Annotated in this window: 17 protein-coding genes; all 17 read right to left on the reverse strand. The window is 69.6% G+C overall.

Going from position 1 to position 13,361, the window contains the following annotated elements:
• Nucleotides 1-698 precede the first annotated feature (698 nt).
• Nucleotides 699-950 carry a hypothetical protein gene (locus BLT97_RS08005; protein WP_245769207.1) on the reverse strand — a complete coding sequence of 84 codons (252 nt, stop codon included), beginning with the start codon at nucleotides 948-950 and terminating at the stop codon, nucleotides 699-701.
• Nucleotides 947-1,216 (reverse strand): holin, encoded by a 270-nt coding sequence (locus BLT97_RS08010; protein WP_093608063.1) that lies wholly within the window; start codon nucleotides 1,214-1,216, stop codon nucleotides 947-949. Before BLT97_RS08010 ends, BLT97_RS08005 begins: the two co-directional genes overlap by 4 nt.
• 14 nt (nucleotides 1,217-1,230) lie before the next feature.
• Nucleotides 1,231-2,166, reverse strand: a complete 936-nt coding sequence (locus BLT97_RS08015; protein WP_093608064.1) for an N-acetylmuramoyl-L-alanine amidase — start codon at nucleotides 2,164-2,166, stop codon at nucleotides 1,231-1,233.
• A gap of 27 nt (nucleotides 2,167-2,193) precedes the next feature.
• Entirely contained in the window at nucleotides 2,194-2,316 is a 123-nt protein-coding gene (locus tag BLT97_RS38885; RefSeq protein WP_281251117.1) for a hypothetical protein, read from the reverse strand.
• Nucleotides 2,316-3,440 carry a hypothetical protein gene (locus BLT97_RS08020; protein WP_093608065.1) on the reverse strand — a complete coding sequence of 375 codons (1,125 nt, stop codon included), beginning with the start codon at nucleotides 3,438-3,440 and terminating at the stop codon, nucleotides 2,316-2,318. Before BLT97_RS08020 ends, BLT97_RS38885 begins: the two co-directional genes overlap by 1 nt.
• A gap of 15 nt (nucleotides 3,441-3,455) precedes the next feature.
• Nucleotides 3,456-4,460, reverse strand: coding sequence for a hypothetical protein (locus BLT97_RS37795; RefSeq protein WP_176953692.1), 1,005 nt, complete (start codon nucleotides 4,458-4,460; stop codon nucleotides 3,456-3,458).
• Nucleotides 4,461-4,577: 117 nt separating this feature from the next.
• A complete protein-coding gene (locus BLT97_RS08030; protein WP_093608066.1) occupies nucleotides 4,578-5,483 on the reverse strand; it encodes a phage distal tail protein in 906 nt (301 codons plus the stop codon).
• Between the two features lie 4 nt (nucleotides 5,484-5,487).
• Nucleotides 5,488-8,490, reverse strand: a complete 3,003-nt coding sequence (locus BLT97_RS08035) for a phage tail protein (RefSeq protein ID WP_093608067.1) — start codon at nucleotides 8,488-8,490, stop codon at nucleotides 5,488-5,490.
• Between the two features lie 26 nt (nucleotides 8,491-8,516).
• Entirely contained in the window at nucleotides 8,517-8,954 is a 438-nt protein-coding gene (locus tag BLT97_RS37800) for a hypothetical protein (RefSeq protein WP_176953693.1), read from the reverse strand.
• Nucleotides 8,906-9,259, reverse strand: a complete 354-nt coding sequence (locus tag BLT97_RS08045) for a phage tail assembly protein (protein ID WP_093608068.1) — start codon at nucleotides 9,257-9,259, stop codon at nucleotides 8,906-8,908. The genes BLT97_RS37800 and BLT97_RS08045 overlap by 49 nt, the downstream gene beginning before the upstream one ends.
• Before the next feature lie 51 nt (nucleotides 9,260-9,310).
• Nucleotides 9,311-9,880, reverse strand: coding sequence for a phage tail tube protein (locus BLT97_RS08050; RefSeq protein WP_093608069.1), 570 nt, complete (start codon nucleotides 9,878-9,880; stop codon nucleotides 9,311-9,313).
• A gap of 29 nt (nucleotides 9,881-9,909) precedes the next feature.
• Nucleotides 9,910-10,338 (reverse strand): phage tail termination protein, encoded by a 429-nt coding sequence (locus tag BLT97_RS08055; RefSeq protein ID WP_093608070.1) that lies wholly within the window; start codon nucleotides 10,336-10,338, stop codon nucleotides 9,910-9,912.
• The gene (locus BLT97_RS08060; protein WP_093608071.1) at nucleotides 10,335-10,619 is read right to left on the reverse strand and encodes a DUF5403 family protein; all 285 of its coding nucleotides are present in this window, start codon (nucleotides 10,617-10,619) and stop codon (nucleotides 10,335-10,337) included. Before BLT97_RS08060 ends, BLT97_RS08055 begins: the two co-directional genes overlap by 4 nt.
• Nucleotides 10,620-10,626: 7 nt before the next feature.
• Nucleotides 10,627-10,941: a hypothetical protein gene (locus BLT97_RS08065; protein WP_093608072.1), complete on the reverse strand. Its 315-nt coding sequence runs from the start codon at nucleotides 10,939-10,941 to the stop codon at nucleotides 10,627-10,629.
• On the reverse strand, nucleotides 10,938-11,354 hold the full coding sequence (locus BLT97_RS08070; RefSeq protein ID WP_176953694.1) for a Gp19/Gp15/Gp42 family protein: 417 nt from the start codon (nucleotides 11,352-11,354) through the stop codon (nucleotides 10,938-10,940). The genes BLT97_RS08065 and BLT97_RS08070 overlap by 4 nt, the downstream gene beginning before the upstream one ends.
• Complete coding sequence (locus BLT97_RS08075) at nucleotides 11,338-12,369, reverse strand: glycosyltransferase family 4 protein (RefSeq protein WP_093608074.1); 1,032 nt, start codon at nucleotides 12,367-12,369, stop codon at nucleotides 11,338-11,340. The genes BLT97_RS08070 and BLT97_RS08075 overlap by 17 nt, the downstream gene beginning before the upstream one ends.
• A complete protein-coding gene (locus BLT97_RS08080) occupies nucleotides 12,369-13,349 on the reverse strand; it encodes a phage major capsid protein (RefSeq protein WP_093608075.1) in 981 nt (326 codons plus the stop codon). Before BLT97_RS08080 ends, BLT97_RS08075 begins: the two co-directional genes overlap by 1 nt.
• Between the last annotated feature and the right edge of the window lie 12 nt (nucleotides 13,350-13,361).

The following is a 13,361-nucleotide window of genomic DNA, read 5'->3' on the forward strand; positions in this document are numbered from 1 at the left end:
ACCGACCTCGGTCTCGCTCCTCTCAAGCTTGACCTGGCGAGCCTCAAACCGCTTGCGCTCGCTAGGCGACGGCGGGAAGAGCTGAGGAAACGACAAGCTCAAAACGACTTTTCCCCCTCTGATCTGAGCCTCTTGATCCGCCAGAGATGGGCTCCATTTAGTCAACCATGTGCACTCACTGGCGGATCAAGCCGCGCTCGGAGTCTACTCGCCTCGCCGAGACAACGCGTGCATTCTCATGTGCAGGAGCCCCGGAAGTGCCGATCGGTTCATGTATATGAGCGGCCCTCGGCTGTCACCCAAGGGCCGCTCATCCGGTGCTCCATTCCTGATCGCATACAGAGTTAGGAGACGCACCAGTGCCGAGAGTACGCAACGGAGGCCAGCACGACGAGCCCGAGCGGCTCCCGCTTCGGTGGGCAGTGATCTTCGTGGCCTCAGTCGGGGCCGCGGCATTCACCGCAGTGGTAACCGGTCCCGTTGTAGCTATAGGAGTCTTCTTTGCCGTAGCGGGCGGTTTGCATGTCATGGTGGCTTGACCACGCTCGACGACGAGCGTCGGGCCGTGCATGCACCACCGTGTGCGCTCCCCGCTCAGCCCCCGCGTGCTAGACCCGGCTCAGACGCTCTTCCCAGTCTTGCCACTTGAACGTAAGTCCGCGCCCCGCTCCGGCACTGTGCCGGAGCGGGGCGCGGACTTACGTGGCCGCGAGCTGCCACGCGGTCGCGAAGGCTGCGACCGCTGTGGCCAGGGCCACGATGATCTGCCAGGGCCATCTGTTGGCTTCGAGACGGCGGAGGCGTTCCTCGTGGTCGTCGAGCTGCTCGTTGATGCCGGCGAGGCCGTCAAGTTTGCCCTCAATGCGGCTGACGCTTTCACGGACGCCGCGGAGTTCGCCGTACATCTCGGCGGCGGTGATGGTGACGACCGGAGCGTCGTCCCCGCTCACCGATTCAGCCCCTGCGGGGCGGCACCCTCAACGGTGTTAGCGGTCTCGGTGATGCCAGGACCGCTGCTGCCGGTGGTGCCCGTGGCTATGGACGTGACAACCGAGAGAATCGCGGCGATGCCGGCAAGGGCGAGTCCGCGGCCCCAGGGGAGAGCGAGGACGTCGGCCGCGTCGAGGCCGAGGGCCGCGATGAGAGTCTGGGCGAAGGTGCGGACCGCTCGCTCGGTGGTGGCGAGCCAGAAACCAGTGCTGTTGATGGTGGCCATGGTGGATCTCCTGTTCAGCTGTAGACGGGGAAGGCGTGGCGAGTGCCGAGGGCGGTGAGGGACTTGCGGCCAGGGATGCCGTCCGCGTCGGCACCGGAGTAGCCGAGACGGCGCTGCCAGGCCGCGTAGGCGGCGAGGGTCTTGGTGCCGTACGAGCCGTCGATCCACTTCTCGGCGAGCAAGCCCTCGGCGTGCAGGGCTTTCTCGACGGTGAGGACGCCGGAGCGGTAACTGGTCTGGCTCTGCGGGGCACTCGGGTCCTCGCGGGCTGCAGTTCGCAGGCGGGCGAGGCTGACCGGTGATCCGACCGGCAGAGTCTGGGGATGTGTCCCGCTCCCGGCACTGGGCTTGTGCTTGAGGCGCTCCGCGATGCGGGCGCGGATGGTCGTGATGCTCACGCCGCGGGGATCAATCTTGGCGTTCGTCCACTCTTTGTGTCCGATGACGGACTTCGCGGTCCATCCGTGGCGGCGGCAGATCGCGGCGGCGACGCGCTCAATGGCCTCGATCTGGGCGGCGGGCCAGGGGTCTTGGCCATCGCCGAGGTTCTCGCATTCGAAGCCGTAGAAGCGGGCGTTGCCGTCGGTGTCGTTCTGGTTCGGGCGCGGTGGGGTGGTGGCGTAGCTCTCGCGCTGGACGGCGTGCAGGACGTCTGCGTCGCCGCTGCCGGCGTGGTTGGCGCGGCCGTGGCCGATGAGGTGGACGGTGCCGTCCTTAGCGATGACGCCGTGGCAGAGCGGGCCGGGGAGGTTGGTGTGGCCGTCACGGCAGATACGGACGGTGTTGTCGGTGCCGCGGGTGACGGTGTGGTGGATCACAATGCCGTTGACCGGTCCCCAAGGTCCTTTGTGGTTGCGGTTGTGGGTGCGCCAGCCGTTGTGTTCAACGACGGTGACGCCTTCGGCGCGCAGTGCCTTGATCAGGGCGTCGGCGGACAGGGGTATGGCCATGCGGTGGGGCTCCTTCGGGTTGGATCGCTATTCGTCTGCTGTCTCGGTGGCCTCGCCGTCGGGTGGGGCGGGCAGGCGGCCGCGGAGTTCGCGGACGTCTTCTTCGAGGCGGCGGATGCGGTCGAGCAGGTCGGGCGGGATGACAGCCACTACTCGTCTCCTTGATCGGTACCGGTGTGGGTGGCGGTGTCGAGGAGGAGGGAGGCTGTCTCGGACTGGCCGCGTTCGGGGGCGCGGGCGGTGAAGCCGACGACGCGGTAGCGGCCGGCCAACCGGTTGGTCCACACGTCGGCGATGCGCAGGCGGATGGTGGAGCCGAGGACGGCTGGGGTCAGGGCGGCAGCGTCGAGGTTGACGGTGATCTGGGGGACGGTCTGCCGGTTCCATGCCTCGCGAAGGTCGGCGGTGGCGTGCTCATTGAGGACGGATGTGCGGGTGACGGTGGTGTAGTCGCTAGTGCCGTCGAGGCGGGGCCAGCCCTCCTCGATGGCGCCCGGAATGTAGAGGGCGCTGGACATCAGCGGGCGTTGGCTGGTCTTTCCCGAGGCGCCTCGCGAGCGCCAGTGGGTGGCACGGGTGGTCGCGTCGTACGGAAAGCGGTACGAGGTGACGGGGCCGGGAAAGTTGAGGACCGTGTCGTTGCCCGAGCTGGACGTGGTGATGCGTGGGTAGCCGAGGTGGAGTTCCTTGACCCGTTCGCCGGCGGTGTCGCGGTAGCTGCGGATGCGCCACTCGAAGCCGTTGTCCGTGGCGGCCAGCTTGTCGAGCAGTTCCCGGACCTTGGGCAGGTCGTAGCGGGAGTAGCCGCGGGTCCGTTTGACGCCGGAGGATTGGTCATCGTTGACGCGGAGGCCGATGTCGCCGCCCTCGGCCGCTTGCACGAGGCCGATCAAGCGCCGAGCGATGGCGAGTTGATCGATATCGGTGGCGGTGAAGTCGACGGTCAGGAGCCGGTGGCCCAAGTAGCTGTCGAAGGTCGCTGCCTGGATCTCCGCCTTGGCTGGGGTGCCGCGGGCGGTGGCGGACAGGGCGCTGGTCCAGACGATGCCGCCCCACCAGATGGTGCGGTCGCGCTCGATCCAGACCGCGGTGCGGCCGGGTATAACGGCGGTGGTGATGCGCTCGGCGGTGACCGTGTCGGGAGCGGCGAGAGTGCCGGACATGGTGCCGGTCTTGCCGATGTAGTCCTCGATGCTCACGCCGGAGATCGGGAAGGCGTCGCGGATCTGGTCAGTGCGCAGATCACAGAACAGGGCGCGGTACATCGCCGTCATGCACGCTCCCCTCGGTCAAAGCGCGTACATGACGCCGTTCAAGCTCACCCATGGCGGGGCGTCCCCTGGGTCGCTGAGGAGCACGGCAGTGCCATTGGTGTGGAAGTCGGCCTTGAGGGCCAGGATGGTGCTGTTGGAGGCCGAGCACGCCACCGGAACTGTCCGCAGCCCGGTGGGCCGGGCGGTCGAGGGGAGCACGCTCCGCAGGAACTTGCCCTCGCCGCGTGGGGCGCCTCGGCTGTAGCTGACGTTCATGCCGCCGCGCCATTGCACGAAGCGGGTGCCGAGCAGGTCGATGACGCGATAGCGGACGTCGCCGTTGCTGTTGCCGTTGTGGCCGTAGCCGGAGGCCAGGGACGCCTTGGTCCAGCCGATGATCTCGGCGGCCAGTCCGGACCAGGTGGTACCGGTGAAGCGTTGCAGGCCGGTGCCGGTGTCGCGGTACTGACCGCGGTAGGCGCCGCCGACGCTGTAGGGGGTGATGCCGCCGACCGCGGTGGTGTAGCGGCGTACGTCGGTGGTGGCGGCGGGGAAGTCGATGCCGCCACTGCCAGCGGAGAGTCCGGCGGCGACCTGGACGCGGTATAGGGCCAGGGCCCCGGCCGGGGTGGGCGGTGGTGTGGGGGCGGCGCCGGGGGTGCCGGGGATGATCTCGACGGTGGCGAGGGTCTGGCCGGAGCTGTCGTATGCGGTGTCGTAGATCCGTAGGACCACGAGGTCGATACGGGAGTTGGCGGGGTCTCCGTCCGCGAAGACCAAGGCCTCCGGGGCGGTGATCGCTACGGGGTAGGCGCCCTGGGGAATGGTGCCCTGGACGATGGCCCGCCCGGTGGCCAAAGTGGCGGTCATGGGTCCGGTGGCGGCGAGTTCGAAGGGATCGCCGCCGGGGATGACGCCGGGCGCTGTGGTGAGTTCGGCGGCTGGGGTCATGGCGCCGAGTGGGGCGAGACGGGTGTCGTTGCGGGTCTGTCCGCCGGCGGCGTCGCCCCGGGTGGTCAGCCACACCGCGCGTACAGGCATGAAGGCTCCTAAGGACGGTCGAACACAGTCGAACGATGTGGCTCGAATTCGAGCCAGACCGTTCGATTACTTACGAACGGTCTGAGGCCTTTCGCTTCTCCGAGAGGTCACGTCGGGTCACCAGTAGGCGGAGCGCCAGAGCACGGTCAGGGCCCCGTTGGGGTTGAACTCGGCGGCGCGGAAGGTGAGCAGCGAGTCGCCCGGCGGCAAGGTGAACGCCTGCTCGGGGGTGCTGCGGGCGGTCGCGGTGTAGAGGCGCGGCGCGGTGTCGTTGAGGGTGACGGTGCCGGCCTGGGTGTCGATGACGAGCCGGTCGGTGGCCGCGAGGGTGATGTCGTACTCGAACGTGGCGCCGGTGGCCTGGTTGGTGACCGTGGGGTGTGTGACCGGGCCGGTGATCGCGAGTACGGGGTGGGTGTCGGCGTCGCCGGTGTTGTCGATGAGGACGGCGCCGGGGGTGCCGGCGGCGCCGTAGTCGAGGTCCCATTCGATGCCGGGCGGTGGCTGGGTGGGGTGCCAGTCGATGCCGGGTTCCGGCTCGGGCAGTCCAGTGCGGGCGACTTGCTCCTCGACCTGGTACCGGCGTGGGTCGGCACATGTGAACTGGACGGAGCCGGTGGGCTTGCCCCAGGTGTAGGCGCGGGAGGCCGGCAGGGTGCGGCGGGTGACGCGAGCCCACATCAGGCGGCGGGATCCGGCGAGTTGGACGATGAGCGGTGACTCGTCTTGGCGTACGGCGGTGGCCGTGTGCAGCTCCTCGAGTACGCCCGGGAGCCCGGTAAGGCCGTTGTCGGCGTAGATGAGGAAGTCGAAGACGAGGACGCGAGGCCCAGCGAGCAGCCAGCCGGGCCAGGCGCCGTGTGCGGAGGGCATGGGGACGGTGGCGTCGTCCAGGTCGGGCAGGTCGTCCCAGCCGGACAGCTGCCGACCATGGACGGGTGTGGTCTCCCCCATCAGATAGGCACCGAACTGGAGTTGTCCGTCCTGGGTGACCTTCACCTCGCCGAGCGGCAGTCGGGCCATGGGCTCACCCCCTTGCCTTGGCGAGCCAGGTCAGTTCGCGCGCGATGGCTGCCGGACTCTGGTTCTGCTGGGCCACGAACGTGCCGATCGAGACCGCCGAACCGGAACGATCTGCCGCCGTCGCGAACTCCGGTTGCATCGACTCAAGTTGCGGTGTCACGGTGGGCCGGTATCCGGCGACCTCGTCGGTGACCGCTCGCAGGCGGGCGCGCAGGTCAGGCACGGCGTCGGTGATGCCATCGGTGAATCCGGCCAGGACCAGGCGGCCGGCCGGGCGCAGGAGGACAGCGTCGCGCTTCGGCGGGCCCTTCCATGACGTCAGGGAGTCGGTCAGGTCGCCGAGGGTGTCCTTGACGCTGCCCAGCATGCCCTTGATGCCGTCGATGAAGCCTTTGATCAGGTCCTTTCCGGCGTTGATCAGGACCTTTCCGAGATCGCCGAGGGCCTTGCCGATGTTGCTGGGCAGGTCCTTGAACCACTGCTTCAGGTCCTCCCACTTCTCCCGGAGGCCGGTAAGGAAGCTGAGCAGCCCGTTGACGGCCGCGGTGCGCAGCCGCGGGCCGAACTCCTGGATGGCGTTCCAGGCGCGTCCGGGCAGTCCGGCGAGCCATTCGATGACGGCGGAGATTCCGTTGGCTGCCCAGCGGCCGAAGCTGACGAAGATGTCCCGGAAGAACTTGCCGATCCCGGCTATGAGGTCTTTGGCGCTCTGCCAGGCGCCGGAGAAGTCGCCGCTCAGCAGGTCAGTGATCATCTTGAGGGCGGGGATCAGGATGTTCGTCACGGCCGAGGCGAGGACGTCCGCGAGGATGCCGGCGAGCTGGCCGACCACGCCGATGATCGGGGTCAGGATCGGCATGAGCGCGGACAGGACGTTGACCATCAGCTCGGTAAAGGCTGCGATCAACGGGGCCAGGGCAACAAGGAGTTGCCCGAGGATCTGGCCGACCTGGGCCAACGAGGGCGCGAGCGCGGAAATGATCTGCGTCGCGATCGTGACCAAGATCGGCGCAAGCTGGGTGGCCATCGCGAGGAACGGCGCCAGCAGGGCTGGGAGTTGGGCGAGGATCGGTTGCAGGGTGGTGCCGAGCGCGGAGACCAGCTGCCCGATGACGGGGCCGAGCGAGGCCAGGATCGGAGCGAGGGCACCCGCGATCATGGTGACGACCTCGGCGACGATGGGCACGATGTCGGCCAGCATGCCGGCGACCGCGGAGACCACCGGCGCGAGCCCGGTGCCCAGCGCGGTGATCAGGGTTTCCAGCGCGGGGCCGATGGCCGCGAAGGCTTGTTGTAGTGGCCCGGCCAGGGCGCCGATCAACGAGGACAGCAGAGGCAGGGCGGCCTGTAGGGCTGCGCCGAGGACGCCGGAGATCACGCGCCCGGCCGCGGCCAGGGTCTCGAAGAGCCCGCGGAAGGCTTCCTGCGCCGCGTCGGTGCCGGTGACGTCGGCGAGAGTCTGGGAGACGCTGTTCAGGACGCCGAGGAAACCGGCGCCCGCGTCGGCGGCTGGGCCGAAGATGTTGCCGAGGGCCGTGCCGAGATTGCCGAAGGTATCGAAGAGCTGCCGCACCTGGCCGAGTGCGCTCTCGATGCTGGCCTGCATGGAGCCGGAGTTGAAAGCCCGGTCCATCTTTCCTGAGAGCCGTACGAGCGCGTCGTCCGCGCCCTTGGTGAGCCGTTCAAAGGCGGGTCCGGCAGCGGCGCCGATTTGTACCAGGCCCTGGATGAGGACCGCGGGTGCCTTGGACAGGTTGCCGAGGCCCTTGTTGGCCGAGGTCATCGCCTCGCCGAGCGGGCCGCGGAAGGTGACCGCGGCGCTGGCGGTCTCCCGTGCCATCTGGTTCAGCGATGTGGCGGTGACAGTGAGCCCGGTCTTCACCACCGGCAGGACGGAGTTGCCCAGCTCCTTCAGGCTGGCGCTCATGTCCTTGAACAGCGCGCCCTGCACCGAGGAACGCACGCTCTGCCAGGCGGGTGCCATGGCGCGCAGCTGACCCACCGTTGCCTGAGCGGCGGGTGCCAGTTTCGCCAGCGCGTCGGCGTCGCCCTTGAGTGCCTCCGCCACCCCGTTGGTGCCTATCTTGATGACAGCGGCGGCGGACGCCATGGCGATCAGACCGGTCGCGGCAACGCCAGCGGCGGGTGCCATCTGCACCAGTCCGGCGCCGAGTCCTGCCAGGTTCGGGATGGCGGTCAGGGCGGCGGTGCGCACGCTGCCGATGGCGCGTGCCACGTTCGCCAGCGGGCGGCCGGCACTGTCGCCGCGGCCGCCGAGTCCGCCGATGGCGGAGGCGACTCGGCTCAGGCCCGAGCGGTCGACATCGACACGGACGGTGGTGCGGTGGTCCCGGGTCAGCAGAGCGAGTTGGGCCCGTGCCGCTGCTTCGTCCAGGTCTACGTCGACGGTGGCGCGGCGGTGACGGGTCAGCAGCGCGAGCTGGGCACGGGCCACGCCGTCGTCGAGATCCACCCGGAGGTCGATCTGCCGCGGCCGGGTGAGCCGTTCGAGGGCAGACAGCACGCGGCTCGTTGCGGCGCGCTCGAGTACCGGCGCGATCGGCACCCGTACCGGGCGGGCGAGGCGTTCCATCCGGGTGGCGAGGTCGCCGAGCGTGGCGGTGTTGAGCCGCGGCTCGACTGCGACCTCGATACGGCCGTCCAACGTGCTGGTCAGCGCGCGGAGTTCGGCGGCGAGGCGGGAGGTGTCGGCTTCGACTGGAACACGCACCTTTGCCCGCGTGCCGGCGAGGGCGGTCTGCAGGTCGGTGCGGAAGGTCCGGGCGTCTGGTGTGACGGGAATGGTGACCCGGGTCTGGATGGCGCCGAGCTTGTCGCGCAGCTCGGCGCCGAAGCCGCGGGTGTCGGGGGTGACGCGTACGGCGATCTTGGCGCGCTGCTCGATCCGGTCGAGGAACGTCTGGAGCGAGGCGCCGAAGCCGGAGGTGTCGGGCAGGACGCGGATGGCCAGGCGCTCGACTTCGCGGCCTCCGGGTGATCCAGCCAACCCTGATCACCTCCTCGCCACGGGGGTCAGGGCGGTGCGCTGCGATAGCGCTCCGGGAGGGGCTTGGCGAGGGGGTGCGCCGAGAGGTCCAGCGGGCCGCGGCGCACGGAACGTGTGCCGGGTCGGGGCAGCGGTCTGGGGCGCTGGACTGGCTTGCGGCTGTTGGCCTGGGCGACGGTCCAGGCGGTGTGATGGGCGGCGTCGATGACGTGCGCGATCAGGTGGGCGTGTAGGTCCCAGCCGCGGTGGGCCGGGTCGCCGCCGAGGCTGGTGGCGAGGGCGGAGCCGGTGGGAAGGTGCTCGGCCAGATCAAGGACACGGCGCGGGGCGAGGCGACCGCGCCATATGTCGGCCAGATCGAGGCCGTACTGGTGCTGGAGATCAGCGCGCAGGGCGGCGCCGTGTCCCTCGCGGATCAGTTGGCCGAGCTGGAGGCTTCCGGGACCTGGGTGCCGTTCTGCCAACGCTCGATCAGGGTCACGAGCAACCCCAGGGGCCACGTGGCAAGTTCGGCCTCAAGGGTCGCCGCATCGTCGGCCACCAGAAGGAGTAGGCGCCGCATCGCGCCGATGGCAGCGGTAAGGCGGTTGTCCGTGCTCGCTGCGTTGATCTCTTCGAGGAGCTGCTCGACCACGACGTAGTCGGCCTCGGCGAGCATGAGTGTGGAGCGCAGCCAGATGGCGGAGCCGGATTCCAGGGTCAGGGGCAGTGCTTCGTAGGTGGTCTCGGCTTCGGCGCGCAGGGCGGCGATCGAGAGGGCTTCAGCCACGGTCGGGGTTCTCCATCACGGTTGCAGGGGTGGACTGTTGGCGGTCGGTGATCAGGAGCCGGGGCCGGCGCCGAGGATCGCAGCCCATTCGCCGATAGCACCGCCGAGGGTGGAGGAGCCCAGGAAGGTGCCGGTGATGGGGAAGGAAATGAACGCCTCGGCATCCAGGCTCACCGCGTCCGAGCCGAGCAGCGAGGTACGCGGGTGCCACAGCGGGACGAAGTTCTGCCCGTCCACGATGATGAACAGCAGGGCGCGCACCTGGGGTTCGGGCCGGGCGGGGATACGGAAGGAGCCGTCCGGCTGCACGGCTTCCTCGCCGGCGCCGAAGTAGAGGCGGTAGGTGTCGGTCGATGCCTGGACCGACTGGAAGGTCACGGCGTAGGTGACGTCGGGGGAGGTCTGGCGGAGCTTGGCGTTCTGCCAGGAGCCGATCGTTTCGGGCTCGTCGCCGTCGCGGGCGAACTCGGGGAGCTCGTCGCGGGAGGTGTGGCCGATGTTGGTCCAGCCGGGCCCGGGGTTGAGCGGGTCAGTGATGGCGGTGGGCTTCGGGGTGTCGGGGTCGGCGAGGTAGATGTAGCCGGTCCCCGGGATGAGGGCGGCCTCGTCGATCAAGGGCATGGCGGGTCAGCCTCCAAATGGGCGGACGGTCAGGTCGGTGGTAGCGGCCGGGCGGTGATCCGGTAGGTGGCCTGGAACCGGAACAGGTCTGCGCCCGGGGTGGGGAAGGTGTCGCGGATCTCGGCGGGGCCGGAGGGCTCGGCCGCGAACCGGGAGAGGTAGCCCTCTGCTTCGGGGTGGGCGAACTGGGCGGCGCAGGCGTCGAAGAGCACGGCTCTCACCTGCCGGGCCAGCCGGTGGGCGGTGCGCCGGTCGGCGGCAGCGCACTGCACATCGACTACGGCGGCGTCCAGGCCGCGCGGGTCGGGGGCGGCGCCGGCGACGCGGCGGGCCACGACGAGCGGGAGACGCTGGGGCCAGTCGTCGGGCCACAGCGTGAACACGCTCGTCCCGGCGGGCAGTCCGGCGGTCAGGGCGGCGCGGACGAGTTCGTCCACGTCGGGCAGGACGGGGGTCATGCCTGGCCCGCCTCGATGGCGTGGATGCCCTCGACCCAGCGGCCGTTGGTCGCGGTGTGCCCGTAGTTGATGGACATGACCAGCGGGTGGGCGATGGAGACGGTGGAGTCGGTGGTGTTCGACTCCACGCGCAGCGAGGCGCGCAGCCGTCCGGTGTGCACGTGCTGGTCGACCACGGCTTGTACGCGGGCGGCTCGGGCTTCGAGTTCGGCGCGTACCGCGGCGCGTACGGCGGGCAGGTGAGCGATGCGGGCGTCCAGGTTGCGGGAGACGCGGGCCATGGGCTCCTCACCTTCTGCGGATCGTCGCGGTGTCGTGCCGGGTGCGGGCCGACCCGCGGCGGTGGGCGGGTTCGCCGACGACGGTCCAGGTGCGGCCGCGCCACGTGACGCGGGCCCAGGGGCCGGCGGGCAGTGTGCGGGCGATGACCCGGTAGACGGTGGTGTCGAGGTAGCCGGGCTCGGGCTGCTCGGTGGAGGTGACCGGCTGGACGCGGCAGCGCACGGCGACGGGAGCGCCTTCGGCGCCCCGGGTGCCATCCGGCAGCACGGGGCCGGCCGGGTAGATGACGACGGTTTCGGGACCGCGGTCCAGCAGGCTCATCCCCGCCACCAGTCGGGGGGCCAGACCGGGCCGGGGAGGTGACGGTGTCGGCGACGGGGCGGGTTGGCGGGGGCGATGGTGAAGGCGCCGCGGCCGATGCCGAGCATGATCAGCTCGTCGGGGAGCAGGGTCAGGAAGCCGGCCGCGGCACGGGAGTCGAGTTGGTAGGAGTAGTCGCCTTCGGTCTCGGCGCGGTAGCCATCGGGGTTGCGGGCCACCCGGGCGACCATGGATGCCTCGATGAAGTCCACAGTGGCCTGGGTGACTTGGCCGCAGGCGATACGCCGATCGAGATCCGGGACGCGGGCGTACAGATACGTTTCCGCCTGGGTGATCAGGGCCTGAATCTGCGGGTCGCCCAGGTCGGTGCCCTCGGGCAGCAGGGCCTTGACCTGCTCAACGGTCGCGGTCACCTTCCCCCCTTCGCCGGGCAAGGGCTTCGACCGCTTCCGCCCAGGTCTTCAGGTCGCCTGCCGGGTCCAGCTCGGCGGAGCGTTCCAGGGCGCGGGCGGACGCGGTGGCGTAGGCGTCCGGTTCCAGCACTGTGGCGAGGACGGACAACCAGGAGTCGAGGTCGTCCCGGTCGGCGAAGATCCCCGCGTGGCCGAGGGACTCGGTCAGTCCCGGGGTGGGGTGGGCGATGACCGGGATTCCGGAGGCGAGGGCTTCGACGCCGACGCGGCCCCAGGACTCGTACGAGCTAGGCATGAGGACCACGCGGGAGCGGCTGTAGACCTTCTCGCGCATGTCGTGCCCGGAGATATGGTCGATGATCTCCAGGTTCGGCAGCGGGTGCGGCGGTCGGATCTGGTCCCCGTACGCGCCGAGCACGCCGAGGAACTTCGTCTGGGGCATGCGGGCGGCGAGGCGCCAGAACAGGTCGCCGCCCTTGTCCGCGTTGAGGTTGACCAGGGTCACGCACTCCCCCGGCGTCGTGCGGTACTCGTCTGCGTACACCGGGGGCCGCACGATCGCGCTGTCCTGCGGGCGGGCGTGGTCGGCGAACTCGCCGTAGAACACCTCGGCTTCGGCCCGCATCCAGTGCGAGTTGTAGACCGCGAGGTCCACCCCGGCGGCGTGCCGGAAGGTGGGCAGGTGGGTGTTGTGGCAGATCGCCGCCATCGGCACGCCGTACTCGCGAGCCAGGGCGGCGACCATCGGCACGTTCTCCAGGTGGGAGAGAAGTACGTCGCTGTCGCGGGCGTGGGCGGCGAAGTCGATGCGGGCCTGGAACGGGATGACCTGCACGCCGTCCAGGGTGTAACGGTGCGGGATCGGCCCGTACCGGGAGAGCCACACGGTGGCCTCGTGGCCACGCTCGACCAGGGCGCGGAGCATGGAGTGGAGCATCCATTCCCCGCCCGCGTTGTGGGCGGGCGGGTAGGCGTGCACCCGGGCCGTGACCTTCAGCGGGCGGGGGTCGGTCATCAGCTGCTGCCGCCCTTGGCTGTCAGCGTGACGAACGCCTTCGGGTTGCCGACGACGAACCCGAAGTAGGCCTCAGCGAGGACGAGGACGAGGTTCTCCTGGAAGGCGGAGTGCCAGATGCCGTCCGCGTCGACGTATCCGGCCTCGGTGGAGATGCGGAGCGTGATGTCCATGCCGACGCCATACGCGCACTGGGAGAAGTCGCCGCCGATCAGGCGCAGTCCGCTGTCACGCAGGCCGCTCTGTCGAACGAGCTTGCCGGAGATCGCGCGGCTATAGGTGAGTGGTTCGCTGAGCAGGGTGCCGGAGCGGACCGCGTCAACACCAGGGGTGGTGGTGTCGACAAAGATTGGCCGGCCGTTGAGGTCGGTGGCCAGGAGGAGTTCGGGGCGCAGGCGGGGGTCGCCGACCCAGCCAGTGACGTCGTATCCCTCGGACGGGTCGTTGGGGTCGTCGTCGCCGTCGACCACGAGCTTCATACCGTTCACGAGGTCGGCCCAGACGCCCCCCTTGTTCTGCGCCGCGGCGCCGAGCTGCACGGTATAGGGGGTAGCGGTGAGGAAGTCGTCGAACGGTCCAGGACTGCCGAGCAGGGTCTTGCCATGGATGGCAGCCATGTCGAAGGCGCGGGCGAGGGCGACTGGGAGATCGCGCTGGACCTGGGAGTACAGGCCGGCCGCGTTGTTGTTGGCGACCTCCTGGGAGATCGGTACGAGGACTGCGACCTTCTCGCCGTGAATCTTTTTGGCGCCCTTGCCAGCGGTGCCGGTGGGCTTGGGGCCGCCCTCCTTGACCCACCCGGCCACGGGCACGTCGAGGGAGATCGGGATCGCCGTTTCCGCGACCATCGACAGCGGTACGCGATCGGCGAGCCGCATGACTGCGGAGGTCTCCGTCGTGCGGTCGAAGATCGGGCCGGTGATCTCCGGTGGGAGGAGGACCGGTTCAATCGCGGAGAGCTTGACGGGGGTATCTGCCATGACTGGCCCTTC

The organism is Streptomyces indicus, from assembly GCF_900100315.1.
Taxonomy (GTDB): domain Bacteria; phylum Actinomycetota; class Actinomycetes; order Streptomycetales; family Streptomycetaceae; genus Streptomyces; species Streptomyces indicus.